The organism is Aeromicrobium sp. Leaf291 (assembly GCF_001423365.1).
Lineage (GTDB): Bacteria > Actinomycetota > Actinomycetes > Propionibacteriales > Nocardioidaceae > Aeromicrobium.
Genome location: NZ_LMNM01000001.1, coordinates 1,258,908 through 1,280,804, shown reverse-complemented (window position 1 = coordinate 1,280,804; position 21,897 = coordinate 1,258,908). Strand labels below are relative to the sequence as shown.

21 protein-coding genes are annotated in these 21,897 nt (G+C 72.4%); 1 reads left to right on the top strand and 20 read right to left on the bottom strand.

The annotated features are described in order from the left end of the window. Positions 1-49: 49 nt before the first annotated feature. From ASF35_RS06440 to glmS, 17 genes are all read right to left on the bottom strand, one after another. Entirely contained in the window at positions 50-451 is a 402-nt protein-coding gene (locus ASF35_RS06440; RefSeq protein ID WP_055964453.1) for a DUF779 domain-containing protein, read from the bottom strand. 84 nt (positions 452-535) lie between these two features. Next, complete coding sequence (locus tag ASF35_RS06435; RefSeq protein WP_055964450.1) at positions 536-2,059, bottom strand: aldehyde dehydrogenase family protein; 1,524 nt, start codon at positions 2,057-2,059, stop codon at positions 536-538. An 818-nt stretch (positions 2,060-2,877) separates the two neighbouring features. Beyond that, entirely contained in the window at positions 2,878-4,191 is a 1,314-nt protein-coding gene (locus ASF35_RS06430) for a GAF domain-containing protein (protein WP_055964447.1), read from the bottom strand. A gap of 121 nt (positions 4,192-4,312) precedes the next feature. After that, positions 4,313-5,131 carry an ABC transporter permease gene (locus ASF35_RS06425; RefSeq protein ID WP_055964444.1) on the bottom strand — a complete coding sequence of 273 codons (819 nt, stop codon included), beginning with the start codon at positions 5,129-5,131 and terminating at the stop codon, positions 4,313-4,315. Beyond that, positions 5,128-6,075: an ATP-binding cassette domain-containing protein gene (locus tag ASF35_RS06420; protein WP_055964441.1), complete on the bottom strand. Its 948-nt coding sequence runs from the start codon at positions 6,073-6,075 to the stop codon at positions 5,128-5,130. Before ASF35_RS06420 ends, ASF35_RS06425 begins: the two co-directional genes overlap by 4 nt. Positions 6,076-6,139: 64 nt before the next feature. Beyond that, entirely contained in the window at positions 6,140-7,183 is a 1,044-nt protein-coding gene (gene tsaD, locus ASF35_RS06415) for a tRNA (adenosine(37)-N6)-threonylcarbamoyltransferase complex transferase subunit TsaD (protein WP_055964438.1), read from the bottom strand. A gap of 78 nt (positions 7,184-7,261) precedes the next feature. After that, positions 7,262-8,032, bottom strand: a complete 771-nt coding sequence (locus ASF35_RS06410; protein WP_055964435.1) for a 1-acyl-sn-glycerol-3-phosphate acyltransferase — start codon at positions 8,030-8,032, stop codon at positions 7,262-7,264. 55 nt (positions 8,033-8,087) lie between these two features. Next, entirely contained in the window at positions 8,088-8,546 is a 459-nt protein-coding gene (locus ASF35_RS06405) for a DUF5709 domain-containing protein (RefSeq protein ID WP_055964432.1), read from the bottom strand. Next, entirely contained in the window at positions 8,543-9,010 is a 468-nt protein-coding gene (locus tag ASF35_RS06400) for a DedA family protein (RefSeq protein WP_055964429.1), read from the bottom strand. Before ASF35_RS06400 ends, ASF35_RS06405 begins: the two co-directional genes overlap by 4 nt. Further along, on the bottom strand, positions 9,007-9,465 hold the full coding sequence (locus tag ASF35_RS06395) for a GNAT family N-acetyltransferase (RefSeq protein ID WP_055964426.1): 459 nt from the start codon (positions 9,463-9,465) through the stop codon (positions 9,007-9,009). The genes ASF35_RS06400 and ASF35_RS06395 overlap by 4 nt, the downstream gene beginning before the upstream one ends. Beyond that, a complete protein-coding gene (tsaB, locus tag ASF35_RS06390) occupies positions 9,462-10,103 on the bottom strand; it encodes a tRNA (adenosine(37)-N6)-threonylcarbamoyltransferase complex dimerization subunit type 1 TsaB (protein WP_055964423.1) in 642 nt (213 codons plus the stop codon). The genes ASF35_RS06395 and tsaB overlap by 4 nt, the downstream gene beginning before the upstream one ends. 296 nt (positions 10,104-10,399) lie before the next feature. Continuing rightward, positions 10,400-11,368 (bottom strand): tRNA (adenosine(37)-N6)-threonylcarbamoyltransferase complex ATPase subunit type 1 TsaE, encoded by a 969-nt coding sequence (tsaE, locus tag ASF35_RS06385; protein ID WP_055964419.1) that lies wholly within the window; start codon positions 11,366-11,368, stop codon positions 10,400-10,402. After that, positions 11,368-12,435, bottom strand: coding sequence for an alpha/beta fold hydrolase (locus tag ASF35_RS06380; RefSeq protein ID WP_055964416.1), 1,068 nt, complete (start codon positions 12,433-12,435; stop codon positions 11,368-11,370). Before ASF35_RS06380 ends, tsaE begins: the two co-directional genes overlap by 1 nt. Before the next feature lie 41 nt (positions 12,436-12,476). Then, positions 12,477-13,592, bottom strand: a complete 1,116-nt coding sequence (gene alr, locus ASF35_RS06375) for an alanine racemase (protein ID WP_055964413.1) — start codon at positions 13,590-13,592, stop codon at positions 12,477-12,479. Next, positions 13,586-15,019: a bifunctional ADP-dependent NAD(P)H-hydrate dehydratase/NAD(P)H-hydrate epimerase gene (locus ASF35_RS06370; protein WP_055964410.1), complete on the bottom strand. Its 1,434-nt coding sequence runs from the start codon at positions 15,017-15,019 to the stop codon at positions 13,586-13,588. Before ASF35_RS06370 ends, alr begins: the two co-directional genes overlap by 7 nt. Positions 15,020-15,047: 28 nt before the next feature. Next, complete coding sequence (locus tag ASF35_RS06365; RefSeq protein WP_235499110.1) at positions 15,048-15,404, bottom strand: holo-ACP synthase; 357 nt, start codon at positions 15,402-15,404, stop codon at positions 15,048-15,050. Positions 15,405-15,411: 7 nt separating this feature from the next. Further along, positions 15,412-17,262 carry a glutamine--fructose-6-phosphate transaminase (isomerizing) gene (gene glmS, locus ASF35_RS06360; protein ID WP_055964406.1) on the bottom strand — a complete coding sequence of 617 codons (1,851 nt, stop codon included), beginning with the start codon at positions 17,260-17,262 and terminating at the stop codon, positions 15,412-15,414. A 55-nt stretch (positions 17,263-17,317) separates the two neighbouring features. Here glmS and coaA point away from each other — a divergent pair, with 55 nt between their 5' ends. Then, a complete protein-coding gene (coaA, locus tag ASF35_RS06355) occupies positions 17,318-18,259 on the top strand; it encodes a type I pantothenate kinase (protein WP_055964404.1) in 942 nt (313 codons plus the stop codon). A 778-nt stretch (positions 18,260-19,037) separates the two neighbouring features. Here coaA and ASF35_RS06350 read toward each other — a convergent pair. The 3 genes from ASF35_RS06350 to rpsI are packed head-to-tail and all read right to left on the bottom strand — an operon-like array spanning position 19,038 to position 21,876. Further along, complete coding sequence (locus ASF35_RS06350; protein WP_055964401.1) at positions 19,038-20,003, bottom strand: GNAT family N-acetyltransferase; 966 nt, start codon at positions 20,001-20,003, stop codon at positions 19,038-19,040. Between the two features lie 32 nt (positions 20,004-20,035). Next, the gene (gene glmM, locus ASF35_RS06345; protein WP_055964397.1) at positions 20,036-21,382 is read right to left on the bottom strand and encodes a phosphoglucosamine mutase; all 1,347 of its coding nucleotides are present in this window, start codon (positions 21,380-21,382) and stop codon (positions 20,036-20,038) included. Between the two features lie 5 nt (positions 21,383-21,387). Further along, the gene (gene rpsI, locus ASF35_RS06340; protein ID WP_055964394.1) at positions 21,388-21,876 is read right to left on the bottom strand and encodes a 30S ribosomal protein S9; all 489 of its coding nucleotides are present in this window, start codon (positions 21,874-21,876) and stop codon (positions 21,388-21,390) included. Positions 21,877-21,897: the final 21 nt, after the last annotated feature.

The window sequence follows — 21,897 nt, the reverse complement described above, 5'->3', positions numbered from 1 at the left end:
GTGGAGGTCGTGCACCGACAATGCCGAGATCCGCGCTGTGAGCCGCGGCTCAGACCACCGGCACCAGGGCTGCGGTCTCCTCCTCGGTGAAGATGCGCGAGCGGATGATGAACCGCTTGCCCGTGGGCCCCTCGATCGAGAAGCCGGCACCGCGCCCGGGCACCACGTCGATCGTGATGTGGGTGTGCGACCAGTAGTTGAACTGCTCGCGCGAGATGTGCACCGGCACCACGCCGGCCTCGTCGATGCCCGGCTCGGGACCGATGTCGAGGTCGCCGAGGTGCACGTCGGTGGGCCCCACGATGTAGAAGCCCTGGGTGAAGCACATGGGTGCCGACCCGTCGCAGCAGCCGCCCGACTGGTGGAACATCAGGGGCTTGCCGTGCGACGTCCGGAGCTCGCGCAGGAGGTCGGCGGCCTTCTCGGTCATCGCGATGCGCTCGACGGTCATGACGGCTCCTTCGGGTGGGACGGATGGAGGACGACCTCGAGGTCCGACCCTGCGGCCGGACCTCGAGGCGTCAGTGCTGTCGGCTCAGAAGAAGCCCTGGGCGTTGTTGGAGTAGCTCACCAGCAGGTTCTTCGTCTGCTGGTAGTGGTCGAGCATCATCAGGTGGTTCTCGCGGCCGATGCCGGAGGACTTGTAGCCACCGAAGGCGGCGTGCGCCGGGTACGCGTGGTAGTTGTTCGTCCACACGCGGCCCGCCTGGATGTCACGACCGGCGCGGTACGCCGTGTTGGTGTCGCGCGACCACACCGCGGCGCCGAGGCCGTAGAGCGTGTCGTTGGCGATGCTCATGGCGTCGTCGTAGCCGTCGAACCCGGTGACCGAGACGACGGGGCCGAAGATCTCCTCCTGGAAGACCCGCATCTTGTTGTGGCCCTGGAAGATCGTCGGCGCCACGTAGTAGCCGCCCGACAGGTCGCCGCCGAGGTCCACCCGCTCGCCACCGGTGATGATGCGAGCACCCTCCTGCACGCCGATCTCGAAGTAGCTGAGGATCTTCTCCAGCTGGTCGTTGCTGGCCTGCGCGCCGATCATCGTGTCGGTGTCGAGCGGGTTGCCCTGCTTGATCTGCTTGGTCCGCTCGGTGGCGGCGGGCAGGAACTGCTCGAGGATCGAGTTCTGGATCAGTGCGCGGCTCGGGCAGGTGCAGACCTCGCCCTGGTTGAGGGCGAACATCGTGAAGCCCTCGAGCGCCTTGTCGTAGAACGCGTCGTCCTTGGCCGCGACGTCCTCGAAGAAGACGTTGGGGCTCTTGCCGCCGAGCTCCAGCGTGACGGGGATGAGGTTCTGGCTGGCCATCTGCATGATCAGCCGGCCCGTGGTGGTCTCGCCGGTGAAGGCGATCTTGCGGATCCGGCTGGAGGAGGCAAGCGGGGCCCCGGCCTCGGTGCCGAAGCCGTTGACCACGTTGACGACGCCCGGGGGCAGCAGGTCGGCGATCAGCTCCATCAGCAGCATGATCGAGGCCGGCGTCTGCTCGGCGGGCTTGATGACCACGGCGTTGCCGGCGGCCAGCGCGGGTGCCAGCTTCCAGACGGCCATGAGGATCGGGAAGTTCCACGGGATGATCTGGCCGACGACGCCCAGCGGCTCCTGGAAGTGGTAGGCCACGGTGTCGTCGTCGATCTGCGACAGGTGGCCCTCCTGGGCCCGGATCGCGCCGGCGAAGTACCGGAAGTGGTCGACGGCGAGCGGGAGGTCGGCGGCCATGGTCTCGCGGACCGGCTTGCCGTTGTCCCACGTCTCGCCCACAGCGAGCATCTCGAGATTCTGCTCGATGCGGTCGGCGATCTTGTTGAGGACGACGGCACGCTCGGCCACGGACGTCTTGCCCCACGCGGGTGCGGCGGCGTGGGCGGCGTCGAGGGCGGCCTCGATGTCCTCGGCGGTCCCGCGGGCGATCTCGCAGAAGACCTTGCCGTTGACCGGCGAGACGTTCTCGAAGTACTGGCCATTCGCGGGGGCCTTGTACTCGCCGCCGATCCAGTGGTCGTAGCGCGACTTGTAGGTGACGACGGAACCGTCGGTACCGGGCTGGGCGAACACGCTCATGGTGGCTCCTCGGAGGGGGTGGGATCAGGTGGGCGTGACGCTAGTCACAGGATCGTTGCAACGACGTTGTGTCGACGTTGCGGGGTGGTTGCCCTGACCGCTGCTGCGTCGCTCCGGGGGGTGCGTCGTCGGCTGCCTCTGCGTTCCCGCGGGTGGGTCTTCGCTCGCTGCTGCGTCGCTTCGGGTGGGCCTTCCCTGCGGCTGCGCTCCCGTGGGTGGGGCTTCCCCGTGGCTGCGCTCTCGCGGGTGGGCCTCGACCTGCGGCTGCGTCGCCGCGGCTGCGAGTCGGGTCGGTCTCCGAAAGGGCCTCGACCGGCGGCGGGGTCCGAGCTCGGGTTGGGTTCTCGGAGGGCGGCTCGGGGGGACGCAAGGTTCTGCGTTGGTGCGTGAGGGGTCGAAGGATGCTGCGTTCGTTACGGGATCCCGTCACCAACGCAGCATCGTTCGGGCTTGAGCACGCGAAGGCAGAATCTTGCGTCCCGCGGGGCCGGTTCGCGCGTCGGGTGGGCAGGGATTCTCCCTTTGCGCGTGACGGTCCACGCGAAGGGAGAATCCCTGCCCCTACGTGGCCCCTGGGCGTCGCCACGATTCTTCCTTCGCGAGGCACGGTCCACGAGAAGGAAGAACCGTGCGTGGATCCCGCGCAGAGGGAGAATCGTGGCCGCGCCCCGCAGACCCAGCCGGGACGAGACCCACCGTTCCGGTCGAGGCCCTTTCGGAGACCACCTCGACGCGAAGCCACAGCGACGCAGCAGCACGAGAAGCCCCAGCCACAGCGACGCAGCAGCGAGCGGAGACCCAGCCGCAGCTCCGCCCCCTCAGCCGAACGCGCGGTCGAGCTTCTCGACGTGGGCCGCGACCTGCGCGTAGCGGGGTGACGTCGTCGGGAGGATCTCGAGCGCCCGCGACCAGACCCCGAGGTCGTCACGACCGTGCGGGGTGTCGGCGAACGACAGGACGGCGTCGGCGTCGTCGCTGGCCAGCAGGGCCGAGACCAGCTCGAGGTGCAGGTCGTCGCGCAGCTCCTCGACCGCCGGGGCGGTCGAGGCCGGCAGCACCGGCCCGCGGTAGGCCGCCACGGCGCTGCGCAGACGACCGTCGCGCAGCAGGTCGCGCACCTCGTCGACGTCGGTGCGCACCGCCGTGCGCAGGCGATAGGGCCGCGACGCGAGCTCCAGGGGCCCGAGCACCCCGCGCAGGCGCGACAGCTCGGCACGGATGGTGACCGGCGCCTGGTCGTCGTCGCTCAGCGCCACGCCCAGCTCGGCCGCGGTGAGCCCGTCGGGCGCCCGCGTCAGCAGCAGCAGGAGCTCGCTGTGGCGTCCGCTGAGCCGCGACGTGAGCGGACCGACCTGCAAGGTGGCGCCGTGCACGCCGAGCACGTCGAGCCGGGGGGCGGACCAGCCGCTCGAGACCTGCAGCGGCGACGCGCTCGGCTGGAGCCGGGCGATCCGCAGCTCCGCCTCCACGGCCGCAGCCGTCGCGCGGACGAAGCCCAGCCCCTGCGCGGTGGCCACCTCGGCTCCGCCGGTCACGTCGAGGACACCGAGGATCGCACCGGTGTCGGGATCGTGGATGGGAGCCGCCGAACAGCTCCAGGGCGTGACCTGGCGCCCGAGGTGCTCGGGACCGAAGATCTGCACGGGCCGGTCGATCGCCAGGGCGGTGCCGGGCGCGTTGGTACCGGCGCTCGTCTCGCTCCAGTCGGCGCCGGGCATGAAGTGCATCGCCTCGGCCCGGGAGCGCAGGCCCGACGACCCCTCGACCCACAGCAGCTGACCGGCCGCGTCGCTGACCGCCACGAGCAGCCCGGCGTCGGCGGCGCTCTCGACGAGCAGCCGTCGGATGACCGGCAGGCCGGGGGCCAGCGGGTGGTGCTCGCGGATCTCGCGCAGGGCCTCGTCGTCGAGCGTGATGCGGGGCAGGTCGGTCTCGGGGTCGAGGCCACCGGCCACGCTGCGCTTCCAGGAGTCGCGCACGACCGAACGCACCGGCGCGTCGGTGGTGCCCGAGGTCAGGAACTCCTCGTGCGCGCGGCGGAGCCAGCGCGACAGGGAGTCCGGGTCGGAGCCCGCCGGTACGGCGACGTCGTGCTGCCGCTCGTGCGCCCTGGGCTCCGAGGTGCGTGGCATGGAGAAAGTCTACGTGACCTGGCTCACGGGGACAGGGGAGCAAGGTCCCGAGTTCCGGCCGCCCGGAGGACGCCCATCGACCGGCTGCGGGGCGTCGCGCCGAACCGCCGCGGAGGCGGGGTCAGGCGTCGCGCCGCACGAAGGCGACGGTGCCCAGCACGAGCAGCACCACCACGAAGACCGCCATGACCAGACCGCCCCCGACCGGACCGAACGGGACGACGCCGAAGATCTGCAGGGCGTTGTCCAGGGAGAGGCGCGTGTACATCTGTCCGCCTGCGTCGTAGGGCAGGAAGCGCAGCACCTCGACGAGCCCGCCACGGCCCGAGGGGTCGTCGGAGGCGGCCTTGATCGCGAGGACGACCGCCTTCACGAGGCCCTCGACGAGGGACGGGATGAGCAGCAGCATGGCCACGGCCGCCGTCTGGTTGCGGGTCAGCGTGGCGAACGCGAGCCCCGAGAGCGAGAACAGGGTCGTGTAGAGGACGGTGCCCAGGGCGATGTCGCGCAACCCCTCGAACGTGGGCATGCCGACCCCGAACACCAGGGCGCTGAGGGCCGCGATCCCCACGCACACCAGCGCAGCCACGAGCGACAGCACGGCCGTCGTGAGGATCTTCGCGAGCATGACCGAGATGCGGCTCGGCAGGGCGGTCAACGTCGCGCGGATCATGCCGTGGCGGTACTCGTGACCCATCGAGAACACCCCGAGCAGGCCGATGACGTAGGCGATGAACAGCGGGGCGAAGCCGAGCGAGGCCCCCACGGTCACGAGGATCGCGAACGTGTTGTCGCCGCCCGACAGCGGGCCGGTCTCCGGGAGGTTCCAGGCGATGAGCACGCTGAGCAGGAGCTGGAAGGCGAAGGCCACCCCGAGGATCCAGCAGGTGGACCGGATGGTGCGCAGGCGCGCCACCTCGTAGCGCAGGGCGTCGATCATCGCTCTCCTCCGCCCTCGCGGTCGTGGCCCGGGTCGGCGATCGCGCCCCGGTACTCCTCGTCGAGACCGGTGGCCGCGAGGAAGGCCTCCTCCAGGGTGGCCCGCCGGGTGGACAGCTCGTGCACGCGCACGCCGTGCTCGTGCGCGAGGTCGCCGATGCGGGCGGCGTCGAGACCGGAGACGACCTGGGCTCCGTCGGCGTCCGGGGTGAGCGTGGCCCCGGCGGCGGTCAGGACGGGGGCGAGGACGTGGAGGTCGGGGCTGCGCAGCAGCACCTGGACCGTGCCGCCGTGCTCGACGAAGTCGCTCACGGGACCGTTGGCCAGCAGGCGTCCGCGACCCACGACCACGAGCTCGTCGGCCAGGAGCGCCATCTCCTGCAGCAGGTGGCTGGAGACGAAGACGGAGCGGCCCTCGCCGGCGAGGTGCCGGAGCAGCTGGCGCAGCCAGGTGATGCCCTGGGGGTCGAGCCCGTTGCTGGGCTCGTCGAGCACGAGGGTGTGCGGGTCGCCGAGCAACGCCGCCGCGATGCCCAGCCGCTGCCCCATGCCGAGGCTGAACTTCTTGGGTCGGCCCTTCGCGACCGAGGTCAGGCCGACCAGCTCGAGGACCTCGTCGACGCGACGCCGCTCGATGCGGTTCGCGACCGCCAGCATCTGCAGGTGGTGGCGGGCCTGGCGCGTGGGGTGGAAGGGCTTGGCCTCCAGCAGGGCGCCGACGTGGCGCATGGGCTGCTCGAGCTCGCCGAAGGTGCGGCCGTCGAACGTGGTGCGGCCCTCGCCCCGGTCCAGCCCGAGCATGAGCCGCATCGTGGTGGACTTGCCCGAGCCGTTGGGACCGAGGAACCCCGTGACGCTGCCGGGCGTCACGGTGAAGCTCAGGTCGTCGACCGCGCGACGGGTGCCGTAGGACTTGCCGAGCCCTCGTGCCTCGATGACTGCCACGGCGCCAGCCTGCCAGAGACGGCCGCCCCGCGCCGGGAGCCGTGCACAGGCACGCCGCGGACGCTCAGGCGACGACGCGGGTGACGGGCAGGCTGGAGTCGACGGGGAGGTCGAGCGACGACGGGGCGATGCCGCGCGACACGACCTCGGCACCGAGCGCCGCCACCATCGCGCCGTTGTCGGTGCACAGACCCGGCTTCGGGATGCGGACCTCGATCCCGGCCGCCGACGCCCGCTCGAGCACCATCTGGCGCAGCCGCCCGTTCGCGGCCACCCCTCCCCCGACGACGAGGGTGTCGACGTCGTGGTCGCGGCACGCCTGCACGGTCTTGCGGGTCAGCACGTCGACCACGGCGTCCTGGAACGAGGCCGCGACGTCGGCGACGTCGATGTCGCGCCCCATGCGCTGCTCGTGCTGGACGTGCCGGGACACGGCGCTCTTGAGTCCGGAGAAGGAGAAGTCGTAGCGGTACCGGTCGGCGTCCTTGGCGGCCGTGAGTCCCCGGGGGAACCGGATGGCCGTGCCGTCGCCCTCCTGCGCCACACGGTCGATGTGCGGCCCGCCGGGGTACGGCAGGCCCAGCAGCCGCGCCACCTTGTCGAAGGCCTCGCCGGCCGCGTCGTCGATGGTGGTGCCGAGCATCGTGATGTCGGAGGCGATGTCGTCGACGAGCAGGATCTCGGTGTGCCCGCCGCTCACCAGCAGCGCGGCCACCCGGCGGTCGAAGCGACCGTGCTCGAGCTGGTCGACCGCCACGTGGGCGGCCAGGTGGTTGACGCCGTAGAGCGGCTTGTCGTGCGCGATCGCCAGCGCCTTGGCCGCGGCGACGCCCACCAGCAGCGCCCCGCTCAGACCGGGACCGCAGGTGACGGCGATGGCGTCGACCTCGCGCACGTCGATGCCCGCCTGGGCGTACGCCTGCTCCAGGGTGGGCACCATCGCCTCGAGGTGGGCCCGGCTGGCCACCTCGGGCACGACGCCACCGAATCGCACGTGCTCCTCGACGCTGGAGGCCACGGCGTGCGCCAGCAGGTCGGTGCCCCGCACGATGCCGACGCCGGTCTCGTCGCACGACGACTCGATGCCGAGCACGATCGGTTCAGTCACGCCGACCAGTCTCTCAGACCCCGTGGAGCCCGCGGCCGACCTGGTCCTGGGCCGAACGCCGAGGACCGCGAGGTGCGGTCAGGAGGACTGCCCGTCCTGCTTCGCGGCGCGACGGGCGGCCTTCTGCGCCTTCTCCTCGGCGTCCAGCCGGGCCGCCTCCTCCGGCGTCGGGGCCGTCCCGCCGTAGCGGGCCGGGGCCCACCACTGACCCTCCGGGGAGACCGGGTACTCGCGGATCGCCTTGTCGAGCAGCGCCGTCATGGCCTCGCGCAGCACCTGCGTCTCGGCCACCGGGTCCTCACCCGTGACCGGGATCGGTTCGCCGACGTGCAGCGCGATCGTCTTGCCACGGCCCCAGATGTCGGACTCGTGACCCTTGGTCTTCAGCAGCTGCGTGCCCCACGTGACCATGGGGATGAGCGGGACGCCCGCCTCCGCGGCCATCCGCACGGCGCCCGTCTTGAGCTCCTTGATCTCCATGGAGCGGCTGATCGTCGCCTCGGGGAAGATGCCCACGATCTCGCCGGAGCGCGCGTACTCGACGGCCTTGTCGTACGACGCCTGTCCGGCGTCACGGTCGACCTCGATGTGGTGGAAGGACCGCATGAGCGGTCCGCCGACTGGGTGGTCGAAGGCCTCCTTCTTCGCCATGAACCGCACTAGGCGACCCGACGGCTGCGTGGCGAGGCCGTCGAAGACGAAGTCGACGTAGCCGATGTGGTTGGCCGCGAGGATCGCTCCCCCGGTGCGCGGCACGTGCTCGGTGCCGGACATCTGGAACGACATGCCCAGCAGCTTGAACAGCGTCTTGGCCGTCACGATGACCGGCGGGTAGGTGATGTCGCGCATGCGGGTCAGCGTAGTGCACAGATGTGCACCGAAGGGGTCGTCGCGGACCCGCTTCTCATGTCCCGGGCGAGCCGGCGGACAGGTCGTCGGGATCGTCGTCCACGACGTGCACGGCGGCCTCCTCGGCGCTGGCGGCAGCACCGTCGATGCCGACGTCGTCGCCGACCAGGGCCTTCTCGGTGTCCTCGCCGAGTCCCTCGTCGGGCGCGACCAGGCGGCCGGAACGCTCGTCGCCCACCTCGTCGTCGTAGGCCTCGGGGTCCACGTCGGCGTAGGGGTCGACGTCGGGAACCTCCTGCGCGACGCGCTGGTCGAGGGTCTCGCCCTCGAGCGCCTCGTCGGGCGTGGTGCCGAAGCCCTCGCCCGCGCTCCACTTCTCCGGTGGGGAGTAGCCCTCGTCGAGCACGTCGTCGACCCCTCGGTCGACGAGCGTGTCGTCGGGCTGGAGCTGGTCGAGGGCCTCCGACTCGTCGCGGTTGTCCTGGGCGTCGAAATCGATGGGTCCGTCGGTCATGCTTCGAGACTGCCACGCCGACGGCGCGACGCAAGTGCTGCGACGACCGCCACGAGCACCAGGGCCACGCAGCCGACCGCGACCGCCTCCCCGCGCTCGCTTCCGGTGCGCAGCGCCACGAGGAACGCGCCGGCGCCGATCGTGCTCCAGACGGTCGCCCACAGCGCGGCACCGGGGACCAGCCCGACGAGGTAGCGCGGCCAGGTCATGCCGGCGAGACCGGCGCCGGCGTTCACCACGGTCTGCGCGCCGACCGTCAGGAAGCTGGCGGTCACCACCGGCGGACCCCACCGGTCCACGCGGTCGGCGGCCGCGCGCAGCCGGGGGCCGGGCTCGCGTCGACGCAGCACACCCGCCGCGACCAGACGACCGACACCGTAGGTGGCGCCGGCGCGCAGCAGCACGATCGCGAAGAGCGCCAGCCACGCCCAGGCCCACGGCCACGACCGGATCTCCTCCATCATCGCGACGACTCCGGCGTGCTCGCGGGGAGTGCCGCCTCCAGCACGAGCGCGTCCCGGCCGGGGCCGTAGTAGCCATGGCGACGTGCGATCGGCTCGAAGCCGTGGGCGGCGTACAGGGCGAGCGCAGGGGCGTTGTCGTCGGCGACCTCGAGCAGCATGCGCGTCGCGCCACGGTCGGCGGCCGCCGTGCTCGCCGAGCCCACCAGGCCCGACGCGACGCCGTGGCGCCGGTGCGCCGCGTCCACGACCACGCGGTGCAGGTCGGCGACGTCGGCCACGACGCCGACGTCGACGTAGCCGGTCGTCACGCCGTCGTGCTCGTCGACGAGCACGATCCGGTCCGGCAGGGCGAGCTCCTCGCGCAGCGTGGCCGCGGACCAGGCTCCCTGGCCGAAGACCTCGCGCTCGAGCTCGACGAGGGCCGCGAGGTCGCCGTCGTCCGCGGGACGGATCACCGCACGGGCGACGCCGGCCGAGCGTCCGGCCGGCGCAGGTAGAGCGGCTCCAGGGGCAGGATCTCGACCTGGCCGCTCACCACGCCGTCGGCGAGGGCCGCGGCCGACGCGTCGAGCGGTCCGTCGAGCGCCGTGAGCACGTCGGCGTACAGCTGGGCCCCTCGTCCGACCACGGGCAGGTCGGGGAGCAGGCGCGCGAGCTCGGCGGGCTTGTCGACGTTCGGGCCGTCGACCCGGCGCAGGACGCCGTCGTCACCGGGCGCGTACCGCGCCCAGTAGACCTCCTTGCGGCGGGCGTCGATGGCCACGACGTGCTCGTGGTCGAGCGCAGCGGCGAGGGCTAGGGCGTCGAGGGAGCACACGCCGTGGGCCGTGAGCCCGAGGGTCGACGCGAGGGTGCGCGCGGTGACGATGCCGACGCGCAGTCCGGTGAAGGGTCCGGGCCCCACACCGACGGCGACGTCGGTGAGGTCGCCTGCCGTCCGACCGGCCTCGGCGAGGGCGTCGCGGATCGCCGGGGCGAGCAGCTCGCCGTGCGCCATCGTGCCCTCCCCCTCGGCCCGGCCGACGACGACGTCGCCGTCGTGGACGGCGACGCTCACGGCAGGGCCGGAGGTGTCGATCGCAAGCAGCAGCACACGAGTGAGCCTACCCTCACTCCACTGGGCCATCGGGGCACGCCCGCAGCGTCGGGCAGCGATCATTCTCGTGGACCGGTCCCCCACGCAGAGAGCATCGTTCGTCGGTCCGGGCGGTCAGAGGTAGGTGACGCACCGGTCCGCGGCCCGGACGGGTGCGAGGCCTACCTCCGACGCCTTCGATAGGTGCGCCACCTACCTCTGACGGCTCCGACACGTGCGTCACCCGCCTCCGAGGAACGCAGCCTCAGACCGCCGAGAAGCCGCGTCGACGCAGACGCAGACCGAGCAGGACCTCAGCCGAGCAGGGTCGAGCGCAGCGGGACGTCGACCCAGCGGGGACCGTGCGGCTTGATGGTGACCACGCGCGGCTCCGCCTCGTCGGGGTGGTCGCCGTCGTGCTGGGTGCCGAGCGGGTCGATCGGGCGGGCGCCGCGCACCTCGATGCTCACCGAGAGCCAGCTGTCGTTGAGCTGCTCGGCCATGCCCGCGCCCCACTCCACCACGGTCACCGACTCCTCGGCCGTGGCGTCGAGGTCGAGGTCGTCGACCTCCTCGGCGCCACCCAGCCGGTACGCGTCGACGTGCACGAGCGCCGGACCGTCGGACTGCGACGGGTGCGTGCGGGCCAGCACGAACGTGGGCGACGTGATGGGTCCGCGGACGTCGAGCGCGGCTCCCAGGCCCTGGGTGAACGTGGTCTTGCCCGCACCGAGGTCGCCGGTGAGGACCAGCAGGTCGCCGGGTCGCACGAGCTCGGCGACCCGCGCGGCCAGGTGGTGCATGACCTCGGGCGTCGGGACCTCGCGGGCGAGCCAGAGCGTCTTGCCCAGCACCAGCAGCGGACCCTCCTGGTCGACCGGGTAGTACTTGCGTCGCGTCCAGAACCGCACCGTGTCGGGCAGCTCCTCGCGCACGTGCAGCCAGATGCCGTCCTTGCCGCGCTCCTCGGCGGTGTCCTCGGCCACGCCCACCATGGCCGAGGCGACGCCGCGCGACTGGATCTCGGGGTCGACCGCCACGCGCCGCAGGCCCAGCTTGCCGGGGCGCGACTCGTCGAACAGCAGGGCACCCATGGGAACGCCTCGACGCTCCACCAGCAGCCCGCCGGCCGTGCCGAGGACCTCGGCGACCGACTCGACCGTCTCCTCGAGCGCGGTCGACGGCGGGTCGAGGTCGGGCCGCACCCTGAAGGAGCGGTGGATGATGTCGACGACGGCCTCGGCGTGCTCGGGACCGGCGTCGATGACGTCGAGAGCGCGCATCAGCGGTCCTGCTCCCGCACCGGATGACCGACGGCCTCGAGCACGTCCTCGATCGCACGGGTGACGGCCACGTTCTCCTCGAACGGGATCATGTGTCCGGCGTCCTCCAGGGTCACGAGCTCGGCACCGTCGATGGCGTCGGCCAGGCGCCGGGCATGGCTGATCGGCGTGAGCAGGTCCTTCGTGCCGCAGGCCACGACGACCGGCACCTGCGCGAGACCCTTGGCCCCGGTCCGCACGTCGAGGTCGACGAACGCGGGGTAGAAGTCGAGCAGCACGGAGGTGTGCGCCCGCAGGATCATCTCGTCGGACATGTCGGCGTACTTCTGCGGCGCGTCGGGACCGACCGCCCAACGACGCACCACGCTGTAGCTGTTGAAGGTGCGTCCCCAGTCGAGCAGCGGGCTTCCCGCCCGCAGCAGCGGCAGCAGCCGGCGCAGCCCCGGGCTCTGGCGCACGAGACGACCGGCGCTCGTGGAGAGCAGCACCGCTCCCACCACCCGGTCACCGAACAGCGAGGGTGACTCGGCGGCCAGCTGCTGGACGGTGATGCCGCCCATGGAGTGGCCGACCAGGACCACCGGGCCGTCGGGCGCGACCTCGTCGAGGATCGTGCGCAGGTCGTCGGCGAGCTGCTCGAAGCTCGAGCCGTGCCGGGTCGATCGTCCCGAGCCTCCGTGCGAGCGCTGGTCGTAGAACACCATGCGCACGAGGCCGCGGAGCGCCAGGCGCTGGTAGTGCCACGTGTCGAGGGTGCAGACCCAGCCGTGCACGAACACCACGGTCAGCGGCGAGTCCTGCGTCGAGGAGCCCGCCTCGTGCCGGCCGGCCGGCGTCCCGTCGCCGCGTGTGCGTGCCTCGTCGACCTCGACGTTGAGCGCGACGCCGTCGGAGGCGATGACGGTGCGCGGCGTGCTGTGCACGCTGCCGAACGGCACGTCCTCGCCCCGCTGCTCGCGTCGGTGCTCGCGCCGGCGGGTGTCGACGACCTTCGCGGCGACCCCGGCCGCCACGAAGGCCCCGGCGGTCGCGGCCAGGGCGGTCAGACGGGCGGGAAGGTGGCTCATCACGGTCCTCGGTGGGCCGGCCGACGGACGGTGCGTCCGGCTCAGCCTCGGTAGGTGCGCTCGATGCGGCCGCCCAGTCGGGTGACGACCTCGTACCCGATCGTACCGGCGGCGCTCCCCCAGTCCTCCGCGGTGGGGGCGCCCGGCTCCGCGCCGAACAGCGTGACCACGTCGCCGCGGGTGGCGTCCCGGTCGCCCAGGTCCACGACCAGCTGGTCCATGCAGATGCGTCCGACCACGGGGGCGCGACCCCCCGCGAAACCGACCTCGGCGCGACCCGACGCGGTGCGGAGCACGCCGTCGCCGTACCCGAGCGGGACCAGCCCCAGGGTGGTCTCGCGGTCCGTGGTCCAGGTGTGGCCGTAGGAGACCGACGTGCCCGCCGGCACCCGCTTCACGGCGGCGAGCATGCCCCGCAGCGTGAGCACCGGTCGCAGGTCGGCGATCCCGGAGAGGGCGGGGTCGGGGGCGATCCCGTAGGTGGCGATGCCGGGCCGCACGAGGTCGAAGTGGGCCGAGGGGCGGGTGAGCAGGGCCGCCGAGTTGGCCAGGTGGCACCAGCGTGGGTCGAGGCCGGCACCCCGCACGGTCTCGACGGCCTGTCGGAAGACCTCCTCCTGGAGCTCGTTGGCCCGGTGGCTCGGCTCGTCGGCACAGGCGAGGTGCGACCACACCCCCGTGACCTCGACGCGGCCCGACGCCTGCGCGGAGGCGGCGGCCCCGACCAGGTCGTCCCACTGCGGACCGAAGGCGCCGTTGCGGGCCAGACCGGTGTCGACCTTCAGCTGCACGCGCGGACGTCGGCCGGTGGGCACGTCGGCCAGGATCTCGGCGAGCTGCTCGGTCGATGACGCGGTGAGCTCGACGTCGCGCTCGACGGCGGCGGCGTAGGAGGCGCCGGGTGCCGCGAGCCAGCAGAGCAACGGCCCGGTGTCGCCGGACTCGCGCAGCCGGAGCGCCTCCTCGGGCGTCGCGACACCGAGCCACGAGGCGCCGGCCTCCCGCGCCGCGCGGGCCACCGGGAGCATGCCGTGGCCGTAGGCGTCCGCCTTCACGACCGCCATGAGCGCCGCTCCCGGAGCGAGCCGCGCGAGGGTGGCCACGTTGTGGCGGTACGCGTCGAGGTCGACGACCGCCTCGGCCTGCGGGCTCACCACCGGCGCACCTCCACCAGGGTGCCGTCGAGGAACGCCGCCACGGTGGTGGGCAGGGCCGCGGCGACCTCCGACGCGGCGACGGGACCTCCGGGGTTCGCCCGCACGGCCGCCGCTCCGTGCAGGAACGCGGCGAGGCGCCCGGCGTCGAACGGGTCGAGCCCGCCGGCCAGCAGCGACCCCGCGAAGCCGGCCAGCACGTCGCCGGACCCCGCTGTGCCCAGCCACGGCGTCCCGGACAGGTTGACGGAGCACCGTCGCTCGCCGGAACCGTTCCGCGGGGCGACGACGAGGGTGCGGGCACCCTTGAGCAGGACGGTGGTCCCCCAGCGGTCGGCGGCCGTGGCGGCGTGCGCCCAAGGATCGGCCTCGACCGTCTCGCGGTCGACGTCGAGCAGGCGGGCCAGCTCACCCGCGTGCGGGGTGAGCAGCACCGGCACCTGGGGGTCGTGCGGCAGGTGCTCGATCGCACCGGCGTCGACGACCAGCGGCACGCCGTCGTCGAGGCACGCGGCGAGCTGATCGCCCACGTCGTCGCCGGCCCCCGGGCCGACCACCCAGGCCTGCACCCGACCGCGTCCGTGCACGACCTCTGGCGCCCGGTCGACCACGCGGGCGGCGAGCGCGTCGGTGCCCACGAACCGAACCATGCCCGCGAGGCCGGACTGCGCACCGGCCACGCAGAGGTGCGCGGCGCCGGCGTAGGCGTCGGACCCGGCCGACACCCCGACCACGCCACGCGCGTACTTGTGGGACTCCCCGCTGGGCACGTGTCGTCGCAGCACCTCGCCGTCACCGACCTCGAGCGCCTCGACGGCGGCGCCCGGCAGGTGCGGGCCGAGCCCGATGTCGACGAGGTGGGGCGGCTCCCCTCCCCCGGCGTCGGCGGCCGGCCCGACCAGGGAGCAGACCTTGTACGTGCCGAACGTGACCGTGCGGTCCGCCCGCACGTGCACGCCCGGGGCAACTCCCGTGTCGACGTCGACGCCGGAGGGGACGTCGACCGCCACGACGTGGGCAGACGTCTCGTGCGTCCACCGGGCCCAGTCCGCGGCCCGACCCTCGAGGCGGGCACGGGCACCGATGCCGAACAGGGCGTCGAGGCACCAGCGCTGGGCACCCGGGCCGTCGACGTGCTGCGCGCCGGCCGCCCGGGCCGCTGCGAGGCCCTCGGCGTGCACGGCGCCGGGGTCGAGCAGCGCGAGGTCCACGCGCACGCCGCGGTCGAGCAGATGGGCTGCCGCGAACAGGGCGTCGCCGCCGTTGTTGCCGGGACCGACGAGCACCACCACGACGTCGCCGGCCGGGACGTCGTCGAGGGCGTCGGCCAGTCCGCGGGCGGCGCGCTGCATGAGCGCGTCCCAGCCGGTCTCGCGGGCGAGCCGCTCCTCGGCGTCGCGCACCTGCGCGACGGTGTGCCCGCTCAGCACGTGCTCACGCCCCTGCTCATGACCCCCGTCATGATTCCGCCACGACGAACGCCGTGGCCACCGACGTGTCGTGCGACAGCGACACGTGCACGCGCGTGATGCCGAGGTCGGCCACCCGGGCCTCGGCCGCCCCGGAGAGCGAGAGGTACGGAGCGCCGTGCTCGTCGAGCACGACCTCGATGTCCTGCCACGACATGCCCGCGGGCGCTCGCAGGGCCTTCACGAACGCCTCCTTGGCGGCGAAGCGTGCCGCCAGGCGCTCGGTGGAGAGCACGGCCTCGGCGGGGGTGAAGAGTCGCGAACGCAGCTCGGGCGTGCGCTCGAGGGTCCGCTCGAACCGGCCGAGGTCGACGACGTCGACCCCCACGCCCCAGATGCCGGACACCGTCGACCTACTCGACCGTGACCGACTTGGCGAGGTTCCGCGGCTGGTCCACGTCGTGGCCGAGCAGCGACGCCAGCTCGCACGCGAAGATCTGCAGCGGCACCGTGGCCACGAGGGGCTGGAGCAGCGTGGGCACCTTGGGCAGCCGGATCAGGTGGTCGGCGTAGGGCACGACGTCGTCGTCGCCGTCCTCGGCCAGCACGATCGTGAGGGCGCCGCGGGCGCGGACCTCCTGGATGTTGCTGACGATCTTCTCCTGCAGCTGGTCGCGTGCCTTCGGTGGCACGACCACGAAGACGGGGATGCCGTCCTCGATGAGCGCGATCGGGCCGTGCTTGAGCTCGCCCGCGGCGAAGCCCTCCGCGTGCAGGTACGCCAGCTCCTTGAGCTTGAGCGCCCCCTCGAGCGCCACGGGGTAGCCGACGTGCCGACCGAGGAACAGCACGGACCGACGGTCCGACAGCTCCGCGGCGAGCTTGCGCACCTGGTCGCCCTCGTCGAGCATCCGCTGGATGCCGGCCGGCAGCTTCTCGAGCGCGCCCATGATGGCGTCGATCTCGTCGCCGTACTTGGTGCCCTTGACCTGGGCCAGGTACAGACCCAGCAGGTAGCAGGCCACGACCTGCGACAGGAAGCCCTTCGTGGACGCGACGGCGACCTCCGGGCCGGCGTGGGTGTAGATGACCGCGTCGGACTCGCGCGGGATCGTGGAGCCGTTGGTGTTGCAGATGCTCAGCACCCGGGCGCGCTGCTGGCGGGCGTACCGGATGGCCATGAGCGTGTCCATGGTCTCGCCGGACTGGCTGATCGCCACGACGAGCGTGGACTTGTCGATGATCGGGTCGCGGTACCGGAACTCCGAGGCGAGCTCGACCTCGCACGGGATGCGCGTCCAGTGCTCGATGGCGTACTTGGCCACGAGTCCGGCGTAGGAGGCAGTGCCGCAGGCGATGACGATGATCTTGTCGACGTCGCGCAGCTCGTCGTCGCTGAGGCGCATCTCGTCGAGCTGGAGGCGGCCCGCACGGCTGTAGCGGCCGAGCAGGGTCTCGGCGACGGCCTGCGGCTGCTCGTCGATCTCCTTGAGCATGAACCAGTCGTAGCCGCCCTTCTCGGCCGCCGAGACGTCCCAGTCCACGTGGTAGCTGGTGGTCTCGGCCGGTGCACCGTCGAAGCCGGTGACCACCATGTCGTCGCGGGTGATGGTGACGACCTGGTCCTGGCCGAGCTCGACCGCCTCGCGGGTGTACTCGATGAAGGCCGAGACGTCGGACCCGAGGAAGTTCTCGCCCTCGCCCCGCCCGACCACGAGCGGGGAGTTGCGCCGCGCGCCGACGACGACGTCGGGCTGCTGCGCGTCGGTGATGACGAGCGTGAAGGCACCCTCGAGCCGGTTGCAGACGGCACGCACGGCGTCGTCGAGGGCGGGCGTGCGCACGAGCTCGTCGGAGAGCAGGTGGGCCACGACCTCGGTGTCGGTGTCGGACTGCATCTCGTGCCCGGCGGCCTCCAGCTCGGACCGGAGCACGGCGAAGTTCTCGATGATCCCGTTGTGCACGACCGCGATGCGACCGTCCTCGCTGAGGTGCGGGTGCGCGTTGCGGTCGTTGGGCGCGCCGTGGGTGGCCCAACGGGTGTGCCCGATGCCCGTGGTGGACTCCGGCAGCGGCGACTCGGCGAGCACCCCGTCGAGGTTGACGAGCTTGCCCGCCTTCTTGGCCCAGGCGATCTGACCGGTCTCGGGGTCGGCCAGCGCGACTCCGCCGGAGTCGTAGCCGCGGTACTCGAGGCGACGCAGCCCGCCCATGACGACGTCCAGGGCGCTGCGGTGCCCGACGTAACCCACGATTCCACACATGCGCTCCAGGGTACCCAGGGAACCCGCCGGCTCCCGCTACCGGCAGGATGAGGCCATGGCTCGTGAGCTCTCGCCGTACGTCGAGATCGAGAGGTCCGCATGGGCCGACCTCGCCGACGACGTGCCGCAGCCGCTCACCGAGGCCGACGTCGAGCGTCTGCGTGGCCTCGGCGACGAGCTCGACATCGACGAGGTGCGCGAGGTCTACCTGCCCCTCACCGAGCTGATCAGCCTCCGGGTGCGTGCCGCGACCCGGCTCTGGGAGGCCACCGAGTCGTTCCTGCGGGAGCCGCAGCCCCAGCGCACCCCGTTCGTCATCGGCGTGGCCGGGTCCGTGGCCGTCGGCAAGTCCACGACGGCCCGGCTCCTGCGCGCTCTGCTCTCCCAGTCACCGGACCACCCGCGCGTCCAGCTGGTCACCACCGACGGCTTCCTCTGGCCCAACGAGGAGCTCGAGCGTCGGGGCATCCTCCAGCGCAAGGGCTTCCCGGAGTCCTACGACCGCAAGGCGCTCCTGCGCTTCGTCATCGACGTCAAGTCCGGCGTCGAGCAGGTCTCGGCGCCGGTCTACTCCCACCTCACCTACGACCGCACCGACGAGACGGTGGTGGTGGAGCGGCCCGACATCGTCATCGTCGAGGGCCTCAACGTCCTCGCTCCGGCGAAGGAACGCGGCGACGGGTCACCCGGGCTGTCGGTGAGCGACTACTTCGACTTCTCCATCTACGTCGACGCCTCCAGCAAGGACATCCGCCGCTGGTACGTCGACCGGTTCCTGGCCCTGCGCCGCACGGCGTTCGCCGACCCCGCCTCCTACTTCCACCGCTACAGCAGCCTCACCGACGACGAGGCGCGAGCCCGCGCCGAGGAGCTGTGGGACACGATCAACTGGCCCAACCTGCGCGAGAACATCCAGAGCACCCGCGGCCGCGCCGACCTGGTGCTGCGCAAGAGCGCCGAGCACTCCGTGAAGTGGGTGCGGTTCCGCAAGATGTGAGCCGGACGAGCCGGACTGCGGGTGCGGCGGCCGGGGGTCGTGTCCTGCGGGTGAGTCGGCCCGGCCGAGACCTTCCCTGCTGCTGCGACGTCTCGGCCGGGGTCTCGGCTGCGGCTGCGTCGCTGTGACTTCGCGTTCTCCTGCGGCTGCGTCGCTGTGGCTCCACGTTCTCCCGCGGCTGCGTCGCTGTGGCTCCGAGGCGGGGCGGTCTCCGAGAGGGCCTCGACCGGAACGGGGGGTCCCGGATCGGCTGGGCCTGCGGGGCGCGGCCACGATTCTCCCTCTGCGCGGGATCCACGCACGATTCTTCCTTCGCGTGGACCGTGCCACGCGAAGGAAGCATCGTGGCAACGAGAAGAGGCCCCCCACGGGCAGGGATTCTCCCTTCTCGTGGACCGTCACACGCGAAGGAAGAATCTCTGCCCATCCGCCGCGCACCGGCGCCCCAGCGGACGCAGGATTCTGCCTTCGCGCGCAGAACCCCGAACGATGCTGCGTTTCGCACCGGATCCCGTAGCGAACGCAGCATCCTTCGCCCCCTCACGCACGAACGCAGAATCCTGCGTCACCCCCGGCCACGCTCCGAGAGCCCGACCGAGCCCGGACCCCGCCGCCGGTCGAGGCCCTTTCGGAGACCGCCCCGCCTCGCAGCCACAGCGACGCAGCCGCAAGGCATGACCCAGCCGGAGCAACGCAGCCGCGGGTCGAGGCCCATCCGGAACGACGCAGCAGCAACGGCACGGGACGCCCCGGACGACGACCCGACCGACGCCGAGGATCAGCCGCCCAGCCCCTTCACCAGCTCGGCCGCCCACGCCACCTGCCGGTACCCGATGGCCTCGTTGACGGCGATCATCGGCGTGTTCGAGGCCGCGTTCCAGGTGGTGACGCGCGTGCGACCCTCGAGCAGGTCGGCCGCCTCGTGCAGGGCCGCCACCTTCATGGCCAGACCGAGGCCGTGGCCGCGGTGGGCCGGGAGCACGAGGGTGTCCCACTGGTAGGCGGTCTCGCCGTGATCCGGCACCACGAGCTGGGTGTGCCCGGCGAGCGTGCCGTCGGGGGCGACCGCCGCCACCGTCTGTCCGACACGGCCCTGCTCGCGCCACCGCGCCTCCTCGTGGCGCACCCGCGCGGCGTCGAAGTGCTCCGGCCCGATGCCGACGTCGCCCGACGGGGCCTCCGCCAGGATGAGCGCGCGGAGCACGGCGTACTGGTCGACCCACTCCTCGGGGCAGTGACGCCACGCGACCGCGGTGTACCCGTCACGCCACGGCGCCTGAGGCGGCGCGGCCGGGAGGCGCAGCTCGCGGATCGCGTCGAGCAGGTCGACGCGATAGCCGTGCAGGGCGGCGAACACCGACCCTGCGCCGGCCTCGTCGTGCACCGACCACGACGCCTCGGCGAAGGCGTTGACCCGACCCTCGGCCCTCACCCGATCCTCGACGGCCCGCAGCAGTGCACTGCCGAGGCCGGCACGACGCCGTCCAGGGTCGACGAAGACGTGCAGGTACGCGAGCGTCCGGTTGTCCTGCTGGGGGAAGGAGACCCACGCCCCACCCACCACCTCGTCGTCGACGACGCCGGCGAGCACCACGTGCTCGGCGTAGGGGTCGCTGGTGAGGTTGGTCCGCTTCTCCGCGATGCCCCAGGGCTCGTCGAAGGGTTCGGCGTGGCTGCGGGCGTAGACCGCGTGGAACGCGGCGTACTGCTCGTCGTCTGCGAGGTCCACCCGACGGATCTGCACGGGCCGACGCTACCGCGCCGCGAGCGGGCCGATCAGACGCCGAGGGTGTGGCGCACCACGTCGGCGAGTCGCTCGGCCACCGACGTGGCCTCGTCGAGCGACGGGGCCTCGACCATGACGCGCACCAGCGGCTCGGTGCCCGAGGAACGCAGCAGGATGCGGCCGCGACCGTCGAGGGCACCGTTGGCCGCGACCAGCTCGCCCTGGAGCACGGGATCGGTGTCGACCCGCGACTTGTCGACGTCGGGGACGTTGACCAGCACCTGCGGGAGCCGCTGCATGACCGACCCGAGGTCGGCCAGCGACCGACCCGTCGCTCGCATGCGCGCCGCGAGGTGCAGCGCGGTGAGCACTCCGTCGCCGGTCGTCGCGTGGTCGGCCATGATGACGTGGCCCGACTGCTCGCCACCGAGCGTGAAGCCGCCGGCACGCATCGCCTCGAGGACGTAGCGGTCGCCCACCGCGGTCTGCAGGACGCGCAGACCCGCCGCCTCCATCGCCTGCACGAAGCCGAGGTTGCTCATGACGGTGGCCACCACCGTGTCGTCCTTGAGCGTGCCGGCCTGCTGCCGGGCGAGCGCGAGGACGGCGAGGATCTGGTCGCCGTCGACCACACGCCCCTCGGCGTCGACCGCGAGGCACCGGTCGGCGTCGCCGTCGAACGCGAAGCCGGCGTCGGCGCCGTGCCGCACGACCGCGGCCTGCAGGTCACCGAGGTGGGTGGAGCCGCAGTCCTCGTTGATGTTGAGACCGTCGGGCTCGTCGTGGATGGTGACGACCTCGGCACCGAGCTCGGCGAACGCGGTGGGGCCCACGTGGAAGGCGGCGCCGTTGGCGCAGTCGAGCACGACCTTGAGACCCTCGAGCCGATCGGGGACGGTGCTCACCAGGTGCTTGACGTAGGAGCTCACGCCCACGTGGCTGTCGCCGATGCGTCCGACGCCGGCCCCGACCGGGCGCTCCCACGGCTCCTGCAGGCGCTGCTCGATCGCGATCTCGATCGCGTCGTCGAGCTTGTGTCCACCGCGCGCGAGGAACTTGATGCCGTTGTCGGGCATCGCGTTGTGGCTCGCGGAGATCATGACGCCCATGTCGGCGTCGAGCTCGGCGGTGAGGAAGGCGGCGCCCGGGGTGGGCACGACGCCGAGCCGGTGCACGTCGACACCGGCCGAGGCGAGACCCGCGACGATCGCCGCCTCGAGGAACTCCCCCGAGGCGCGCGGGTCGCGGGCCACGACCGCCGTGGGCCGGCTGTCGGCGAACGCTCCGGCCTCGCCGAGCACATGTGCCGCCGCGACCGACAGGTCGAGCGCGAGCTCGGCGGTCAGGTCGCGGTTGGCGAGGCCTCGTACCCCGTCGGTGCCGAAGATCCGGCCCAACGGAATCAGCGCTTGCTGTACTGAGGAGCCTTACGGGCCTTCTTGAGGCCGGCCTTCTTGCGCTCCTTGATGCGAGCGTCGCGGGTCAGCAGTCCGGCCTTCTTCAGCAGCGGACGGTTGACCTCCTCGTCGATGGCGTTGAGGGCACGGGCCACGCCGAGGCGCAGCGCGCCGGCCTGGCCGGTCATCCCGCCGCCGGTGACGCGAGCCACGACGTCGAAGCTGCCCTCGAGGCCGGTGGCCGCCAGGGCCTCCTTGGCGATCTGCTGGTGCAGCTTGTTCGGGAGGAAGTCCTCGAGCGGCTTGCCGTTGACGGTCCACTGGCCGGAGCCGGGGACGATGCGCACGCGGGCGACCGCCTCCTTGCGGCGGCCGGTGGCCGCGCCGGGGGCCACGAGGGACTTGCTCGTCGCGATCTCCGCGGACGGCGAGGTCTCGGAGGTGTAGACGCCGTCGGTGGTGGTGGGGACGTCGGTCTCGGTGGTGTCAGCCACGGTGCTCGTCTCTTCTGCTCG

Bases quoted from the DNA above. Each gene is read 5' to 3' on its own strand.
- ASF35_RS06440 (WP_055964453.1), bottom strand. From the start codon at position 451: ATGACCGTCGAGCGCATCGCGATGACCGAGAAGGCCGCCGACCTCCTG.
- ASF35_RS06435 (WP_055964450.1), bottom strand. From the start codon at position 2,059: ATGAGCGTGTTCGCCCAGCCCGGTACCGACGGTTCCGTCGTCACCTAC.
- ASF35_RS06430 (WP_055964447.1), bottom strand. From the start codon at position 4,191: ATGCCACGCACCTCGGAGCCCAGGGCGCACGAGCGGCAGCACGACGTC.
- ASF35_RS06425 (WP_055964444.1), bottom strand. From the start codon at position 5,131: ATGATCGACGCCCTGCGCTACGAGGTGGCGCGCCTGCGCACCATCCGG.
- ASF35_RS06410 (WP_055964435.1), bottom strand. From the start codon at position 8,032: ATGCGCGACATCACCTACCCGCCGGTCATCGTGACGGCCAAGACGCTG.
- ASF35_RS06405 (WP_055964432.1), bottom strand. From the start codon at position 8,546: ATGACCGACGGACCCATCGATTTCGACGCCCAGGACAACCGCGACGAG.
- ASF35_RS06400 (WP_055964429.1), bottom strand. From the start codon at position 9,010: ATGATGGAGGAGATCCGGTCGTGGCCGTGGGCCTGGGCGTGGCTGGCG.
- tsaE (WP_055964419.1), bottom strand. From the start codon at position 11,368: ATGCGCGCTCTCGACGTCATCGACGCCGGTCCCGAGCACGCCGAGGCC.
- ASF35_RS06380 (WP_055964416.1), bottom strand. From the start codon at position 12,435: ATGAGCCACCTTCCCGCCCGTCTGACCGCCCTGGCCGCGACCGCCGGG.
- glmS (WP_055964406.1), bottom strand. From the start codon at position 17,262: ATGTGTGGAATCGTGGGTTACGTCGGGCACCGCAGCGCCCTGGACGTC.
- coaA (WP_055964404.1), top strand. From the start codon at position 17,318: ATGGCTCGTGAGCTCTCGCCGTACGTCGAGATCGAGAGGTCCGCATGG.